This is a genomic window from Roseateles sp. (assembly GCF_044373315.1).
GTDB lineage: Bacteria > Pseudomonadota > Gammaproteobacteria > Burkholderiales > Burkholderiaceae_C > JACDQM01.
The window spans coordinates 16,843-32,835 of sequence record NZ_JBILQK010000023.1; the positions used below are offsets into that span (position 1 = coordinate 16,843).

General features: G+C 66.7%; 14 protein-coding genes. 6 read left to right on the forward strand and 8 right to left on the reverse strand.

The features are described 5' to 3' along the window. Positions 1 to 39: 39 nt before the first annotated feature. From ACIQ67_RS07845 to speD, 5 genes are read left to right on the forward strand one after another with little or no spacing between them, the layout of a single operon-like run. Positions 40 to 1,350, forward strand: coding sequence for a homoserine dehydrogenase (locus ACIQ67_RS07845; RefSeq protein WP_397533805.1), 1,311 nt, complete (start codon positions 40 to 42; stop codon positions 1,348 to 1,350). Next, positions 1,350 to 2,756, forward strand: coding sequence for a threonine synthase (gene thrC / locus ACIQ67_RS07850; protein WP_397533806.1), 1,407 nt, complete (start codon positions 1,350 to 1,352; stop codon positions 2,754 to 2,756). Before ACIQ67_RS07845 ends, thrC begins: the two co-directional genes overlap by 1 nt. After that, positions 2,749 to 3,981, forward strand: coding sequence for a gephyrin-like molybdotransferase Glp (gene glp, locus ACIQ67_RS07855; RefSeq protein ID WP_397533807.1), 1,233 nt, complete (start codon positions 2,749 to 2,751; stop codon positions 3,979 to 3,981). Before thrC ends, glp begins: the two co-directional genes overlap by 8 nt. Next, positions 3,978 to 4,238, forward strand: coding sequence for a MoaD/ThiS family protein (locus ACIQ67_RS07860; protein WP_397533808.1), 261 nt, complete (start codon positions 3,978 to 3,980; stop codon positions 4,236 to 4,238). The genes glp and ACIQ67_RS07860 overlap by 4 nt, the downstream gene beginning before the upstream one ends. A gap of 16 nt (positions 4,239 to 4,254) precedes the next feature. Then, on the forward strand, positions 4,255 to 4,629 hold the full coding sequence (speD, locus tag ACIQ67_RS07865; protein WP_397533809.1) for an adenosylmethionine decarboxylase: 375 nt from the start codon (positions 4,255 to 4,257) through the stop codon (positions 4,627 to 4,629). Here speD and ACIQ67_RS07870 read toward each other — a convergent pair. The 8 genes from ACIQ67_RS07870 to ACIQ67_RS07905 form a co-directional block, all read right to left on the reverse strand. Next, the gene (locus ACIQ67_RS07870) at positions 4,605 to 6,206 is read right to left on the reverse strand and encodes a flavin monoamine oxidase family protein (RefSeq protein ID WP_397533810.1); all 1,602 of its coding nucleotides are present in this window, start codon (positions 6,204 to 6,206) and stop codon (positions 4,605 to 4,607) included. The two genes, speD and ACIQ67_RS07870, sit on opposite strands and share 25 nt — an antisense overlap. Further along, positions 6,206 to 7,774: a polyamine aminopropyltransferase gene (locus ACIQ67_RS07875; protein WP_397533811.1), complete on the reverse strand. Its 1,569-nt coding sequence runs from the start codon at positions 7,772 to 7,774 to the stop codon at positions 6,206 to 6,208. The genes ACIQ67_RS07870 and ACIQ67_RS07875 overlap by 1 nt, the downstream gene beginning before the upstream one ends. Continuing rightward, on the reverse strand, positions 7,771 to 8,361 hold the full coding sequence (locus ACIQ67_RS07880; protein ID WP_397533812.1) for an NUDIX domain-containing protein: 591 nt from the start codon (positions 8,359 to 8,361) through the stop codon (positions 7,771 to 7,773). Before ACIQ67_RS07880 ends, ACIQ67_RS07875 begins: the two co-directional genes overlap by 4 nt. A gap of 4 nt (positions 8,362 to 8,365) precedes the next feature. Then, entirely contained in the window at positions 8,366 to 8,587 is a 222-nt protein-coding gene (locus ACIQ67_RS07885) for a DUF350 domain-containing protein (RefSeq protein WP_397533813.1), read from the reverse strand. A 34-nt stretch (positions 8,588 to 8,621) separates the two neighbouring features. Continuing rightward, a complete protein-coding gene (locus ACIQ67_RS07890) occupies positions 8,622 to 10,205 on the reverse strand; it encodes a DUF4178 domain-containing protein (RefSeq protein ID WP_397533814.1) in 1,584 nt (527 codons plus the stop codon). Between the two features lie 7 nt (positions 10,206 to 10,212). After that, positions 10,213 to 11,244: an SPFH domain-containing protein gene (locus tag ACIQ67_RS07895; protein ID WP_397533815.1), complete on the reverse strand. Its 1,032-nt coding sequence runs from the start codon at positions 11,242 to 11,244 to the stop codon at positions 10,213 to 10,215. A gap of 79 nt (positions 11,245 to 11,323) precedes the next feature. Next, a complete protein-coding gene (locus ACIQ67_RS07900) occupies positions 11,324 to 12,457 on the reverse strand; it encodes an MFS transporter (protein ID WP_397533816.1) in 1,134 nt (377 codons plus the stop codon). Positions 12,458 to 12,551: 94 nt separating this feature from the next. Continuing rightward, a complete protein-coding gene (locus tag ACIQ67_RS07905; protein WP_397533817.1) occupies positions 12,552 to 13,118 on the reverse strand; it encodes a GGDEF domain-containing protein in 567 nt (188 codons plus the stop codon). A gap of 158 nt (positions 13,119 to 13,276) precedes the next feature. Between ACIQ67_RS07905 and ACIQ67_RS07910 the strand changes: the two genes are divergently transcribed. Continuing rightward, on the forward strand, positions 13,277 to 15,982 hold the full coding sequence (locus ACIQ67_RS07910; RefSeq protein WP_397533818.1) for a diguanylate cyclase domain-containing protein: 2,706 nt from the start codon (positions 13,277 to 13,279) through the stop codon (positions 15,980 to 15,982). Positions 15,983 to 15,993 lie beyond the last annotated feature (11 nt).

Genomic DNA, 15,993 nt, shown 5'->3' on the forward strand with positions numbered 1-15,993 from the left:
GCTCGGGAATTCAAGATGACATGAGTGAGTGAGTACGAGATGAAAGCGATCAAAGTCGGCCTGTTGGGCATCGGTACCGTGGGCAGTGGCACCTTCAATGTGCTGCGCCGCAATCAGGATGTGATCCGCGGCCGTGCCGGCCGTGGCATCGAGATTGCGATGGTGGCCGACCTGAACACCGAGCGCGCCCGCGAGATCGTCGGCGACGCCGCCGTCGTGGTGAGCGATGCCCGCGAGGTGATTGCCAACCCCGAGATCGACATCGTCGTCGAGCTGATTGGCGGCTATGGCATCGCCAAGGCGCTGGTGCTGGAGGCGATTGCCGCCGGCAAGCATGTGGTCACCGCCAACAAGGCGCTGCTGGCCGTGCATGGCACCGAGATCTTCGCCGCTGCGCATGCCAAGGGTGTGATCGTGGCGTTCGAAGCGGCCGTGGCCGGAGGCATCCCCATCATCAAGGCGCTGCGCGAAGGCCTGACGGCAAACCGCATCGAGTGGATTGCCGGCATCATCAACGGCACCACTAACTTCATCCTGTCGGAGATGCGTGGCAAGGGCCTGGACTTCGGCGTGGTGCTGAAGGAAGCGCAGCGCCTGGGCTATGCCGAGGCTGATCCGACCTTCGATATCGAAGGTGTGGACGCCGCGCACAAGGCCACCATCATGTCGGCCATCGCCTTTGGCATCCCGGTGCAGTTCGACAGGGCGCATGTGGAAGGCATCACCAAGCTGCAGGCGGCTGACATCAAGTACGCCGAGCAGCTGGGCTATCGCATCAAGCTGCTGGGCATCGCGCGCCGTCGTGAGAATGGAATCGAGTTGCGCGTGCACCCGACGCTGATCCCGAGCCAGCGCCTGATCGCCAACGTCGAAGGTGCGATGAATGCTGTGGTGGTGCAGGGCGATGCCGTGGGCACCACGCTGTACTATGGCAAGGGCGCTGGTTCTGAGCCCACCGCCTCGGCCGTGATCGCTGACTTGGTGGACATCACCCGCCTGCACACCGCCGACCCCGATCACCGTGTGCCGCATCTGGCCTTCCAGCCGGATGCGATGAACGACACGCCCATCCTGGCCATGGATGATGTGGTCACCGCCTTCTACCTGCGCCTGTGCGTGGCCGACCAGGCTGGCGTGCTGTCCAGCATCACCACCATCCTGGCCGAGAACGACATCTCGATCGATGCCGTGCTGCAGCGTGAATCGGCCGAGGGCGAAAAGCAGACCGACCTGATCATCCTGACCCATGACACCGTCGAGGGCCGCATGAACAAGGCGCTGTCGCAGATGCAGGCGCTGCCGACCGTTCTGGCGCCCATCGTCAAGTTGCGCAAAGAGGAACTGGCCTGATGCGTTATGTCAGCACCCGCGGCGACAAGACTGAGCGCCGCTTCTGCGAGATCCTGCTCGAAGGCTTGGCGCCGGACGGCGGCCTCTACCTGCCGCTGCAATATCCAAAGGTCGACGATGCGACGCTCTCGAAGTGGCGCGGTCTGGCCTATGCCGACCTGGCCTTCGAGATCCTGAGCCTGTACATCGATGACATCCCGGCCGGGGATCTGCGCGCCATCGCGCGCCGCACTTACACGGCCGAGGTCTTCGGCACGCCCGAGATCACGCCGCTGAAGACGCTGGAGTCGGGGCTGGCGCTCGAAGCCCTGTCCAACGGCCCCACGCTGGCCTTCAAGGACATGGCGATGCAGCTGCTGGGCCAGCTGTTCGAGTATGAGCTCAATCGCCGCGGCGAAACGCTCAACATCCTGGGTGCGACCTCGGGCGACACCGGCAGCGCGGCCGAGTACGCTATGCGTGGGAAGCAGGGCGTCAACGTCTTCATGCTCAGCCCGCATGGCCGCATGAGCCCCTTCCAGCAGGCGCAGATGTTCAGCCTGCAGGACGCCAACATCCACAACATCGCCATCGAAGGCGTGTTCGATGACTGCCAGGACATCGTCAAGGCGGTGTCCAATGATCTGGACTTCAAGCGTCGATACAAGATCGGCACCGTCAACTCGATCAACTGGGCGCGTCTGCTGGCGCAGGTGGTGTACTACTTTGCCGGCTACTTCCAGGCCACGAAGTCCAATAGCGAGAAGGTCAGCTTCTGCGTGCCTTCGGGCAACTTCGGCAATGTCTGCGCCGGCCACGTGGCGCGCATGATGGGCCTGCCGATAGCCAAACTGGTGGTGGCCACCAACGAGAACGACGTGCTCGACGAGTTCTTCCGCAGCGGCGTCTATCGCGTGCGCGGCTCGGCCGAGACGCATGAGACCTCCAGCCCCTCGATGGACATCTCCAAGGCCAGCAACTTCGAGCGCTTCGTGTTCGACCTGCTGGGCCGTGATGGCGCGCGCACCAAGGCGCTGTTCGGCGAGGCTGTGGCCAAGCAAGGTCGCTTCGAGATCAGCGCGGAGGAGTTCGCCCGCATCGCCGGCTACGGTTTTGCCTCGGGCCGCTCCACCCATGCCGACCGCCTGGCCACCATCCGCAGCTGCTATGCAAGCTACGGCGTGTTGATCGACACCCACACGGCCGACGGCTTGAAGGTGGCGCTGGAGCAGCGCGAAGCAGGTGTCACCATGCTGGTGCTTGAGACGGCACTGCCAGCCAAGTTCGCCGCCACCATCCAGGAAGCGCTGGCCATCGAGCCGCCGCGTCCGGCGGGCCTGGAAAACATCGAAGCCCTGCCCAAGCGCGTCACGGTGATGCCGGTGGATGTGCAGCAGGTCAAGGACTTCGTCCGAAGCCATGTCTGACGCGCCACGGCGTCCGCCGATGCAGAGCCTGGATGAGGCTCTGGAGCGTCTGCTGTTGCGCGTGGCGCCGCTGGGTGAGGCCGAGACCCTGCCCACGGCCGAGGCCTTGGGCCGCGTGCTGGCGGCTGATGTGGTGTCGGCCCTGGATGTGCCGCCGGCCGACAACACCAGCATGGACGGCTACGCGCTCTGTGCGGCCGATGTGGCCAGGCCGGGCACCTTGCTGCCGGTGGCGCAGCGCGTGCCTGCCGGCGTGGTGGGCGCGCTGCACCAGCCGGGCACGGCGGCGCGCATCTTCACGGGCGCGCAGATCCCTGTGGGTGCCGACGCAGTGGTGATGCAGGAGCAGTGCGAGGCTGTGCCCGGCGATGGGCTGGGCAGCGTGCGTGTCAACGCCGAGGTGCAGAGCGGCCAGTGGATTCGCCGCCAGGGCGAGGATGTGCGCAGGGATTCGGTCGTGCTCGCCGCCGGCCACAAGCTCGACGCTGCGGCCCTGGGTCTGGCTGCCACGGTCGGCGCCGCCCAGCTGACGGTGGCACGCCGCCCGCGCGTGGCGCTGTTCTCCACCGGCGATGAGCTGGTCATGCCGGGCGACCCGCTCAAGCCCGGCGCCATCTACAACAGCAACCGCTTCACGCTGCGCGGCCTGCTGCAAGGCCTGGGCTGCGAGGTGGTCGATCTGGGCATCGTGCCCGACCAGCTGGATGCCACGCGCGCCGCGCTGCGCGAAGCCGCGAGCCAGGCGGATCTGATCATCACCTCGGGCGGCGTCTCGGTCGGCGAGGAAGACCATCTGCGCCCCGCCGTGCAGGCCGAGGGCGAACTGGACCTGTGGCAGATCGCGATCAAGCCGGGCAAGCCGCTGGCCTGCGGGCGCGTCGGCCAGGCGCACTTTGTCGGCCTGCCGGGCAACCCAGTGTCCAGCTTTGTGACCTTCCTGCTGCTGGTGCGTCCAGTGATCCTGCGGCTGCAGGGAGCCACGCGTCTGACGCCACGCCGCTTTGCGCTGCGCGCCGATTTCGCCTGGCCCAAGCCCGACCGGCGCCGCGAGTTTCTGCGTGTGCGCTTGAACGATGGTGGCGGCCTGGACCTGTTCGCCAACCAGAGTTCGGGCGTGCTGAGCTCGGCCGTCTGGGCCGATGGGCTGGTGGACAACCCCGCCGGCGCGCCCATCGCGCCGGGCGACAGCGTCAGCTTCATCCCGTTTTCAGAAGTGCTGTCATGAGCCATACGACCATCACCGTGCGTTACTTTGCTTCGCTGCGCGAAGCGCTTGGCGCCAGCGAAAGCCTGGCCTGGCAGCCTGGTATGAGCGTGAGCGGCCTGCGTGACCAGTTGCTGGCGCGCGGCGAGCCGCATGCCTCGGCGCTGAGCCGCGCGCGCGCGCTGCGCTGCGCGCTCAACCAGCAGATCGCCAAGGAAGACGTGCTGATTCCCGAAGGCGCCGAAGTCGCCTTCTTCCCGCCGGTCACTGGCGGCTGAGTGGCCCGCCGACGCCATGCAGGGACTGCACCTGACGGCTGACCTGCGCGGCTGCGATCCGGCCCAGCCGTTGATGGCTGATGTCGCAGCGCTGCAGGCTCTGTGTGTCGACGCTGTCGAGGCCGCCGGGCTGGGAGCTGTGGCCGAGCTGTTCCACCGCTTCACGCCAGCGCCCGGCGCGGCGCAGAGTGGCATCACCGGCGTGGTGCTGCTGGCCGAATCACATCTGGCGGTGCACACCTGGCCCGAGTTGGGCGCGGTAACGCTGGATGTCTATGCCTGCAATCTGGGTCGCGACAACAGCGCGCGCGTCGAGCAGCTGATGGCGCAGCTCATCGAGGCTTTTGCACCGACGGGTGTGCAGCGTCAGCTCTTGCGCCGCGGCGACTGAACCTCGCGGGCCAGGCGGGCCGCGACGGTGGCGCCCTGTGTGAAGGCTTCCTCAAAGACCGAATAGCCGGCCACATCGCTGTGTGCAAAATGCAGCCGACCCTGCTGCTGCTCTCGCAAGGCGGCCAACGCCGCTGACCCGCGCACGCCCGGCGTCGGGATGCTCATCGCATGGCCCCAGCGCGCTAGGTCGATGCGCTGCAGCTGCTGTGGCAGATCGGCATGGGTGTGAGCCAGCTCGGCGATCACGGCCTGCGCCCACACGGCCCAGTCATCGCCCAGCAGCGTCGCGCGCTGCTGGCGCGGCAGGGCCCAGTAGTGTGTGATCAGGCCCGGCCGGGGTGTCGGGTCCAGCGTCTGATGGCGCGCATCCACATAGCCCAGTGCCGGGCTGCCGTAGGCCACGCTGTCCCAGGCTGGCCCGACGCCGGGTCGGTCCAGCAGCGCGGACTTGAGGCTGAGGTTGCTGACCAGCCACGGCGCATAACTGATCTCCTGCGCGGCGGCCTGCAGCGCCGGTGGCACGGCCTCCAGGAGGCGCAGCGCAACGAACAGCGGCGTGGCCAGCACCAGCTGGCTGGCACTCCAGCGCTCGGGAGCTTGTGTGGCCTCGTTCCAGGCCAGCAGTTCGACCTGATGCCGGCTCTCGCGCACCCGCAGCACAGTGCGGCCGGTGAACAGCTGCGCTGGCAAGCCTTGCGCCATGCGTTGCGTCAGCCAGGCATTCCCCTCGGGCCAGGTCAGCACCGCCTCGCGCTCGCCTTCGGCATCGCCGGACGCATGAAAGCCGTGGCGGCTGGCAAAGTACTGAATGCCGGCCCAGGCGGAGACTTCGGCGATGCCGGCGCCGTAGTCGTCGCGGCAGCAGTAGTCGAGGTACCAGAGCAGGCCGGCTTCATCCAGTTGCTGCGCCCGCAGCCACTGCGCCATCGTCTGGCCGTCGAGCGCGGCATGCGCGGCTGTCCAGCGCGCGTGGCGGCTGGGCATGGCAAAGCCCAGCTCGCGCCGGGCCTGATTGACCCGCATCGCAAAGCGCCGGTATTGCGCCCGGCGCTGCGGCAGATCGTCGGCGGGCGGCAGCAGGCCCTCCACCCATTCGCCCTCATAGAAGAGGCGCTCCTGCGGGCTGTGGCAGAGATGGCGCTCGTCGAAAACGGTGCGGCCCAGCTCGGTACGCGCCAGGCCCAACTCGAACAGCAGCTGCTGCACTTCGCGCGCCTCCGCGCCCGGCAGCGGCAGGTAATGCGCGCCCAGCGGGCAGGGCTGGCCGCCGACCTGATGCGCGCGGGCATTGCCGCCGGCTTGGTCTTCCAGCTCCAGCAGCGCGCAATCGATGCCGCCCGCTTGCAAGGCCCGCGCGCAGGCAAGACCTGACACGCCGCCGCCGACGATCAGCACCTCGGTGCGCCGCATGGGGCCATCGCTCCAGGCTGGCGGCGTTTGACGCAGCCGGTGACCGCGCGCCGCACTGGCGCCGACCCAGCCGCCTTGCAGCGGTGCTGGCGGCGCCTCGCAGCCCGCCAACGGCAGCCCGGCAGCGGCCAACAGCAGTTCGCGCCTGCGCAGCTGGGGAGCCATCAGTGCAGCTTGCCCCACTCGGCCTCGAACTCCTGCACCAGCACCTGGTTGGAGAGGCGGTTCACCTGGGTGGGCAGGCGAGCCATGTCGGGCGGGAACTGCGTCATGGCCGTCAGGCCTTCGACGCTGAGAAAGCGCAGCCCTTCAGGTAGCTGGCGCGGCGGGCTCCAGGGCCGGCGCGAGGCCAGCACAAAGCCCCACTCGCCGAAGCTGGGCACATGTGCGTGGTAGGGCGTGGTGCTCAGTCCCACCGCCTCGATGGTGTTCACCACGGTCCAGAAACTGCGGCGCGCCACCAGTGGCGAGGTGGACTGCACCACGGCAAAGCCGCCGGCTGACAGATGCTGGTCCACCAACTGGTAGAAGCTGGTGGTGTAGAGCTTGCCCAGCGCGAAATTGCTGGGGTCGGGGAAGTCGATCACGATCACGTCGAAGACCTCCTTCGATTGCTCGAGCCAGCCGAAGGCATCGGTGTTGACGATCGTCAGCTTGTCGCTCTTCAGCGCGCCGCCGTTGAGTCGGCTCAGCAGCGGCAGCGTGGCAAAGAGTCGCGTCATATGCGGATCCAGCTCCACCAGCGTGACCTGCTCGATGCTGGGGTAGCGCAGCACCTCGCGCACCGCCATGCCGTCGCCGCCGCCCAGCACCAGCACGCGCTTGGGCGCGCCATGCGCCGCCATGGCCGGGTGCACCAGTGACTCGTGATAGCGGTACTCGTCGCGCGAGTGGAACTGCAGATTGCCGTTCAGGAACAGGCGCGTGCCGGCGCGGCTGTCGGTCACGACCACACGCTGGTAGTCACTGCTTTCGCGCACCACGATGTGGTCGCCATAGAAGCGGTCTTCAGCCCAGGTGCTCAAGGTTTCGGCCTGGAACATCGCCCCCAGCAGCAGCGCCAGGCTGAGGGCGCAGGCCCAGGCCAGGCTGCGCCAGGCGCGCAGCTCGGCGCGGAACAGCCACAGCGCCCAGATCGCCACCAGCACATTCAGCAGGCCGAAGAACACGCCGGTGCGTATCAGCCCCAGATGCGGCACCAGCAGCAGTGGGAAGGCCACCGCCACCAGCAGTGCGCCCAGGTAGTCGAAGGTCAGCACCTGCGAGACCAGCTCACTCAGCCGGTAGCGCTGGCTGAAGTGGGCCTTCAGGATGCGCATCACCAGCGGAATCTCCAGCCCCACCAGCGCGCCCACCAGGAGCACCAGGCCGTAGAGCAGCACGCGAAAGCCGGCCAGCTGATCGGGCGGCAGCAGGCTGTGTGCGGTGAACAGCGCGGCCGGCATTAGCCCGCCGATCACGCCCACCAGCAACTCGATCTTCAGGAACTGCGCGATCAGCTGGCGCTCGACATAGCGGCTCAGCCAGGAGCCCAGTCCCATCGCAAACAAATAGGCGCCGATGATGGTGCTGAACTGCAGCACCGAGTCTCCCAGCAGATAGCTGGCCAGCGCACCGGCTGCCAGTTCATAGACCAGGCCGCAGGCGGCGATGACGAAGACACTGCCGAGCAGCAGCAGTTCGGGCAGGGAGGCGCGCGACGGTGCGGGCGCTGAGGCGCTGGGCTCGTTCAATTGGAATCTAGGGCAGCGGCAAGAGCCCGTTGCTCGCTGGCTTGCAGCAGCTTGGCGCAGAAGCGCGCCAGATGCGGGTCGCTGTGGCTCAGCGGCAGTGCGTTCTGGTCGAACCAGCGCACCGAGGCGAACTCCTCAGCGTCGAAATCAATGTGGTTTCCGCTGGGGACACGCACGACGTACCACAGCGAGATATCGGTATGGCCGGCGGTCAGCCCGACGGTCTCGGTGGCGGTGATGAACAGCGGCGCGCCGACGGGCTCGGGGGGCGCGAAGCCCAGCTCTTCGACGATCTCGCGTGCTACCGTGTCGCGCGGGTGTTCGCCCGGCTCCACATGGCCGCCCGGTGGTAGCCACAACAACGCCTTGCGGTGTTCGACCAGCAACAGGCGCTGTGCTTCGTCGACGACGGCGAAGTAGGACACCAGATGCCTCGGCGGTGTGGCCGGCTTGGCCAGGCGGCAGAGCTCGGCACCACTATCTATCCAGTTCAGCGCCTCTTGCTGATGCGCAGCTTCCAGCGCATCGAGCGGCCGCAGCGCGGCCACTTCGGCGCGGATCTGCTGGCGCAGCGTCTGCTTGCTCACCCGTTCAGCCCTTGATCGCCGCGGCCACGATCAGGCCGATGGCGATACACATGGCGCCCACCACGATGGCCAGTGCCACGTTCTTGTGCTCGACGATTTCTTCCCACAGCTTGTAGGGCGTCAGCTTGTCGACGATCAGGAAGGAGGTCCAAAACACCAGCACACCGATCACGGCATACAGGATTGAGCCCAGCACGACGGCGGGATTGAGCCATTCGATGTACATCACTGCTCTCCTTCAGAGTATTGGGGTCGTTCGTTCACTTGTGTCCACCGCCGCCGCTGCTGTAGCCGCCGTAGGAGCCACCGCCCGAGCCGATGCGCACACCCGAGCCGCTGCTGCGCTGCTTGCACTGCTGGTATTCGCTGCTGGCCGCGCCATAGGTCTTCTTGTACGGCTCGCAATCGTCCTTGCTGCAGGCGCGCAGCAGCGCAACCAGCAGCGCGATCAGCAGCAGGCCGATGACGATATTGCGCAGCAGCTTGCCGGGCTCGAAGCTGAGGCTCTTGGCATCGCGTTGCAGCGCTGCGGTCTGATCGGCGGCGAGCTTGAAGGCGCGCTGCACCTCGGAGGCATCCAGCGTGCGCCCTTGGCTCCAGGTCACTTCGTTGCCAGTCTGTTCGCGGCTGAGCAACTCGGTGCGGGTGCCGCTCTTGGATTCGAAGTCGCTGACGAGGGCGCGTTCCTCGCGCTTGATGCGCCAGTAGAACTCGCCCAGCACATAGGTCACCTTGGCGGTGTAGGTCCAGCGCTTCTGGTAGGTCTTGCCCTGCCACTCCATCGCGCCGCCACCGGCCGGGCGCGGCGCGCCGGTCAGTGGCCGCACCAGGCTCCAGCCATCCTGGGTATCAACCAGAAAGGCAAAGCCTTCGAGCTTGTTGAACAGCAGGTATTCGCGCCAGAAGGTCTGCTCGTCGTCGGCAGTTTCCGGCAGATCGCAGCGTTCCAGATAGCCGACCACCTGCCAGGGCTTGGGCACGCCGCCGCTGATGGCCAGCTGGCCTGTCGTGCCTAGCGGGATCTGCGGCTGCATGCCGTTCATCTGGCCGAAATGCTTTAGGTCAGCGCCGAGCTCGGTGGAGATGTCGACCACCGCATCGCATTGCTCGCAGACGATGGACTGGCTGTTCTCCAGCCGCGGCGTGAGGGCCGCGCCGCAGCTGGGGCAGGGCCTGGCCTTGGAGGCCAGCGTCCTGCTGCTGTCCTCGCGCAGGCCGCTCATGGCCAGCTCGGCCAACTGCACCGGGCGGCCCACCGACCAGCTGGGCGCTGCCGCCTGGCTGTAGTCCAGCGTAGCGACCTCGTCCTGGGCGTTGCGCAGGTCGGCCACCCAGAAGCTGTTCAGCAGCTCGGGCGCATGCGGCAGTTCGCCTTCGGCGGCCAGCAGCGTGGCCTCGATCTTCGAAGCCACCTGCCAGGGCAGGCCGGCGACGATCTGCTGTGCGCCCACCACCAGCGCTTCGGCCGCCGGCGGCGCTTCGGCGAGCGGCGCCTCGAATGCGATCACGAAGGCACCGTTGTCTTCCGACAGCCAGGCGCTGCGGCCCTGGTCGAACAGGATGTGCCATTCGTTCCAGCCGCCCTCGGCATAGCGCAGCTGCAGCCGGCCGACGACGCTGAAGCCCTCGCCGGCATAGCGCCCGTTGGCGCCGAGTTGCAGCGGCGAGTAGTCCTCGAATAACTCGGCACTCTGGCCGATCTTGCGCAGCGCCTCCCCCTCGCGCAGCAGGGTGGATCGGCAGAAACTGCAGACCGTGCTGGCTGACGCGGCCGAGGCGAACTCGACCGGCGCGCCGCAGTTGGGACAGGCCGCTTGCCAGCGGCGCTGGGTGCTCGAGCTCAAGACCGGATCAGCCCAGCTTCTTCAGGAGCTCGGCCTTTTTTGCCGCGAACTCTTCGTCGGTCAGGATGCCCTTGCTTTTCAGATCACCAAGCTTCTCCAGCATCGCCATGATCTGCTCGGGGCTCTGCGCTGGCGCGGCAGCGGTCGCCGTGCCCACTCCGACCCCCAGGCCCTGGCCCAGCTGCTGCGCCATCACCTGGCCGAGCGCAAGACCTGCCCCCAGGCCCATCGCATCGCCGGCCACACCGCCGCCGGACGCTGCACCCTCGGCCATCTTGGGCAGCGCTTGCGCGGTCTGGTACTGCATGAACTGGCCCATGTTCTGGCCGATCATGCCCATGCCGATCTTCTGATCGAGGATCTTCTGCAGCTCCTCGGGCAGCGAGACGCTTTGCAGCGTGACGCTGTCCAGCGCCAGGCCCAGCTTTTCGAACTCCGGCGCGGTGGCGGTCTGCAGCTGCTTGGCGAACTCAATCTGGTTGGCGGCCAGGTCCAGGAAGGGAATGCCGCTGGCAGCCACCGCATCAGCGATGTGCTGCAGCATCAGGCCGCGCAGCTGGCCTTCGAGTTCCTGCACGGTGTAGGTCTCGCGGGTGCCGGCAATCTGGCTGTGGAATTGCTTGGCATCGGCGATGTGCCAGGCGTAGTTGCCGAAGGCGCGCACCCGCACCGCGCCGAAATCCTTGTCGCGGATGGTGATGGGCTGCGGCGTGCCCCAGCGCTGGTCGATCTGCTGGCGCGTGCTGAAGAAGTAGACATCGCTCTTGAACGGAGACTCGAACAGCTTGTCCCAGTTCTTCAGATAGGTCAGCACCGGCAGGGTCTGTGTCGTTAGCGTGTACATGCCGGGGCCGAACACATCGGCCACCTGGCCTTCGTTGACGAAGACCGCGACCTGCGTCTCGCGCACCGTCAGCGAGGCGCCGTTCTGGATTTCCATGCCCGCCATCGGAAAGCGCCAGGCCAGCGTGCCGTCGCCGGACTCGGTCCATTGCAGAACGTCGATGAACTGTTTCTTGATGAAATCCATCAGGGCCATGGCTTGCTCCTTGCTGAAAGGTGCGGGCAGTATCCCAGACCCTGTGGCCGGCTCTGGACACACCAACGGGGGGTGACTTTCAGCTGCGGCGACGTGCGCCGGCGGCACCGGCCAGCATGGTGGCGGCCATAGCCCAGAACAGCGGCGCCACGCCTAGCGCCGCGCCGACGGCGCCGAACAGCAGCGGCATCACGGTCTGGCTGGTGTTGATCAGCGTGGTGCGCAGGCCCAGCGCCTCGGCAGCGCGGCCTTCGGGCGCTGACTGGTGCAGCAGGGTCAGCACCATGGGCTGCGGGGCGCCCAGTCCCAGGCCAAGCACGAAGGTGATGGCCATCAGCACACCGACGCTGTGCGTGAACGGTACAGCCACATAGGCTGCACCGGCGATCACCAGTGAACCCATCAGCAGGCCCCAGGGCCGCACGCGGTGCGCAAAGAAGGGCATCGCCAGGCGCACCGCGAAAGTGGCCGCTGCGAAGGCGCCCATCACGATGCCGATCTGCGAGGGCCGCAGGCCGATCTGTGCCCCGTAGACCGGAATCGCGAAGTTGTAGATGTCCCAACCGACCGTCAGGATGGCCATGGCGATGAAGAGCCGGCGCAGCTCGGGGTCGCGCAACAGCTCGAACACATGGCCCTTTGGGGCCAGGTCTTGTTTGGCACGCGTGGCGCCATTGGGCAGCAGCTTGGCCCACAGCGCCAGCAAGGGCATCACGGTGAACAGCGCCAGGATCAGGAAGCAGGCGCGGTAGCCCAGGCTCTCGATCGACATGCCCACCAGCAGCGGCGCGACGAAGGCCGAGGTCGAGAAGCCTAAAGCGACATAGCTGAAGTTGACGGTGCGCTCTTCGGGCGCGCTCATCTCGCCGACCGCGTGATAGGCCGCCACATTGATCAGCATGAAGGACACGCCGACCAGCACCGCTGTCACATACAGGCTCGCAACATGGGGAATGGCAAAGGGCGCGATGGTGCCCAGGCCCACACCCAGCGTGCCCAGCAGCATCGGCCGCTGGATGCCGCGCCGGTCGATCCAGCGGCCGGCAGCCACCGAGCTGAGCGCCGGCAGGAGCGCATACAAGGCAACGAGCGTGCCGACGGTGAAGGTGGAGGCACCCTGGTGGATGGCATACAGCGCGACTGCGATCCGGCTGCCGTTGAAGGCGACATGGGTCAGGACCAGCAGAATGACGATCAGGGGCAGGGGGCGCATGGCTGCCTGATTCTAGGAAGCGGATCGCCTGCTTTCGGCTGGCCTGCCGACCGCTGCGGCCGTGCATCGCACGGTCGCAGAACGGTTGCCGGACTCAGAGCGAGGGCCAGATGCCCGGTTCGATGTCCAGGCGCAGATACCAGTCCGAGGGCAAGGTGCCGGCCCACACCAGATTGTGGTGCGGCAGCAGGCGGCGCTTGGCAAAGGTCATGCGGGCATCGGTCAGCGCCAGCAAGGTGCGTGCGCTCCAGTTCACGCCGGCCGGCGACGCGGCCACACCGACGGTGATCGTCAGCCCGCGGCCCAGCGTCGAGAAGGCCTTAGCCACCTCGCCACGCAGACGCTCGGCCACCAGCAGGGCGGCGGCCAGGTCATGGCTGGGCAGCAGCAGCATGAATTCATCGGAGCCCATATGCACCAGGGTTGAGGCTGCCGGCCGGTGCTGCATCAGCAACTCGGCCAGGCTTTGCAGCACCGCATGGGCCTTGTCGCCACCGGCCTGGTCCTGATAGTCCTTGAAATGATCGACATCGAGCGTCAAGGTGGCCAGCGGCTGCCCGCTGCTGCGCGCTTGTGCAGCGGCGGCATCCAGCGCGGCGAGCATGGCCTCGCGCCCAAGCAGTCCAGGCAGATCCAGCAAGTCGGCGACGAGTGTGGGCATGCAGTACTCCGGATGACGAGGATCGGCCCATGCTAGCCAGCGCATCGGGCTTGACCATGCTCCATAACCCTCGGCTTCCGGGTGAAGCCCTCGCAGTTCGAGTCATCAGCCGGAGGCGCCGGTCCTAGAATGATTTTGTTGCCAGGCACAGGAAGCGCATGACCGCTGAAGATCGAACGCCATCGAGTGCAGGATTCTGGGCACGCCTCGCGGCACAGTCGGCTGATGGCGCGGCGACCCGCCAGCTGTTGCTCGTCGGCCTGCTGCTGATGGGCTTTGTCGTAGCGACCCTCACCTGGCAGTCCGCGCGCGTGGAATCAGACCGCCTGAACCATTTCAAGGGCGAACTGCAGCATGTGGCCGAACTCATCGATGTCACTTTGACGCGGCAGCTGCAGAACCTGGACCATGGCTTGCTGTTCCTGCGCGCGGAAGCGCTGGACCACCCTGAAGACCTGGCCCGAAGCGTTGAGCTGCTCCGGCAGGACGTTTCGACGGGCCAGGAGGTGCATGTCACCGTTCTCGATCATCAAGGGCGCGTGGTGTTATCGGACCTGCCCGCGCATGATGGGCTGCAGGTGCTGGGGGAGCGGCCTGCCTACAAGACCTTCGTCGCTGGCGGCGCCGACCAGTTGCACATCGAAGAGCCGATGCTGGATCCGCAGACCCGACGCTGGATCCTGCGCCTGTCGCGCCCGGTGCTCGGGCCGGATGGCAGCTTCCAGGGCATCGTGGAACTGAGCTTGCGGCCCGAACTGCTGACGCGCTTCATGCAAGGCCTGACCCTGGCTTCGGACACGTTGGTGTCGGTGGCCTCCAGCAGCGGGGCCTTGCTGAGCCGCACCGTCGAACTCGAGCGCTATCGCCATGCCAAGCTCGACGAGCTGCAGCTGCGTGCGCTGCGGCAGCAGACGACTGGGTTCCTCTTTGCGGCATCGCCGCTCGATCAGGTCGAGCGCGGCACGGTCCATCGCTGGCTGGCCAGCTTTCCCTTGCTTTTGCTGGTGTCGCGTGAGCCGGTGCTGATGCGGGCCGAGATCAAGTCCGTCCGCCAGAACCTGCTGCAGATCGGACTGCTTGCGGCGCTGCTTGTGGTCGGCTCGCTGGCTGCGCTGGCGCGCTCATTGCAGCAGCGGCAGCAGATCGCGGCCCGCCTGCACGAAGCCCATCATCGAATGCTGGAAGCGCAGCGCATTGCCTGCCTGGGCAGCTGGGAACTGGACCCCGAGACCCGGCTGCTGCATCTGTCCGAAGAAGCGTTTCGCATCTTCGAGCTGGATCCGCAGACCCCGGCTGTCGAGATCTATCAGCGGGCCCTGGATCGGATCCACCCTGAGGACAGGGCGGTGGCGACTTCCGCCTACCGGCAGGCCCTGCGCTCAGAGGGGGCCTATGACTTCAACCATCGCCTGCTGCTGCCCCTGGCTGGCGAATGCTGGGTTCATGCGCGCGGGCGGGTCAGCTTTGACGCGCGGGGCAAAGCGATCAGCCTTGCCGGCACCGTGCAGGACGTTAGCGCGCGGCGGCGCGAAGAGGCCGAGCGCGAGGCCCTGAATCGCGACAAGCTGCTGCTGCTGGACTCCACCGGCGAAGGCATCTACGGCATTGACACCACCGGCCACTGCACCTTCATCAATCAGGCCGGTGCCCACATGCTGGGCTATCGGGTAGAGGAGCTGATCGGTCGCGACATCCACGAGCTGATCCACCATCACCGCGCCGATGGCAGCCCCTATCCGTCGGCGCAATGCCCGGTTGTCCTGGCGACGCTGTCCGGTGAATCCTGCCGCCGCGATGACGAGGTGTTCTGGCACCGCAATGGGCAGGCGATTGCCGTTGAGTACGCAGCCCATCCGGTGCGCGACGGTGAGTTGGTCAGCGGCACGGTGGTCACCTTCTCCGACATCTCGGCGCGCAAGCGTGCCGAGCTGGAGTTGCGCATTGCCGAGGCGGCATTCCAGACCCAGGAAGGCATGTTCGTCACCGATGCCGAGGGCTGCATCCTGCGCGTCAACCGCGCCTTCACTGAAATCACGGGCTATACCGCGGCCGAGATCGTCGGCAAGAACCCGCGCGAGCGTAGCTCGGGCCGGCAGGACGCGGCCTTCTATGCGGCGATGTGGGAGCGCATCCGGGCGACCGGCGCCTGGAAAGGCGAGCTCTGGAACCGGCGCAAGAATGGCGAGATCTACCCGGAGTCGATCACCATCACCGCGGTGATGGGCGACAGCAAGCATGTGACGCACTATGTGGCGACCATGCACGACATATCGGAGCGCAAGGCGGCGGAGGAAAAGATCCGCAGCCTGGCGTTTTTCGATGCCCTGACGCAGCTGCCGAACCGCCGCCTGCTGATGGATCGTCTGCATCAGGCGCAAACCAGCAGTGCCCGCAGCAAGAGCTTCGCCGGTCTGATGTTTATCGACCTGGACCGTTTCAAGCAGCTCAATGACACGCATGGGCATGACAAGGGCGATCTGCTGCTGCAGCAGGTGGCGCAGCGTCTGCAGGGCTGCGTGCGCGAGGCCGATACCGTCGCGCGGCTGGGCGGTGACGAGTTCGTCGTGCTGGTCGAGTCGCTCAGCGTCGACACTGGCGAGGCGGTGGGCCAGTTGACGCGCCTCGGGCAGAAGATGCTGGCGGCGCTGAATGAGCCCTACGATCTGGCCGGGCTGGTGCACAGCAGCACTCCCAGCATGGGCCTGACGCTGTTCAGCGGGCAGGCCGTGTCCGGCGAAGACCTGATCAAGCAGGCCGATCTGGCGATGTACCAGTCCAAGGCCGCGGGGCGCAACCAGCTGCGCTTGTTCGATGCGGGCGCTGGCCCGGCCGCTGCAGAGCGCCTAACCGAAACGCCGGGCTGAGCAGGGTTCTC

Coding starts and splice junctions, on each gene's coding strand:
- ACIQ67_RS07845 (WP_397533805.1), top strand. CDS start 40: ATGAAAGCGATCAAAGTCGGCCTGTTGGGCATCGGTACCGTGGGCAGT.
- thrC (WP_397533806.1), top strand. CDS start 1,350: ATGCGTTATGTCAGCACCCGCGGCGACAAGACTGAGCGCCGCTTCTGC.
- glp (WP_397533807.1), top strand. CDS start 2,749: ATGTCTGACGCGCCACGGCGTCCGCCGATGCAGAGCCTGGATGAGGCT.
- ACIQ67_RS07860 (WP_397533808.1), top strand. CDS start 3,978: ATGAGCCATACGACCATCACCGTGCGTTACTTTGCTTCGCTGCGCGAA.
- speD (WP_397533809.1), top strand. CDS start 4,255: ATGCAGGGACTGCACCTGACGGCTGACCTGCGCGGCTGCGATCCGGCC.
- ACIQ67_RS07870 (WP_397533810.1), bottom strand. CDS start 6,206: ATGGCTCCCCAGCTGCGCAGGCGCGAACTGCTGTTGGCCGCTGCCGGG.
- ACIQ67_RS07885 (WP_397533813.1), bottom strand. CDS start 8,587: ATGTACATCGAATGGCTCAATCCCGCCGTCGTGCTGGGCTCAATCCTG.
- ACIQ67_RS07895 (WP_397533815.1), bottom strand. CDS start 11,244: ATGGCCCTGATGGATTTCATCAAGAAACAGTTCATCGACGTTCTGCAA.
- ACIQ67_RS07900 (WP_397533816.1), bottom strand. CDS start 12,457: ATGCGCCCCCTGCCCCTGATCGTCATTCTGCTGGTCCTGACCCATGTC.
- ACIQ67_RS07905 (WP_397533817.1), bottom strand. CDS start 13,118: ATGCCCACACTCGTCGCCGACTTGCTGGATCTGCCTGGACTGCTTGGG.
- ACIQ67_RS07910 (WP_397533818.1), top strand. CDS start 13,277: ATGACCGCTGAAGATCGAACGCCATCGAGTGCAGGATTCTGGGCACGC.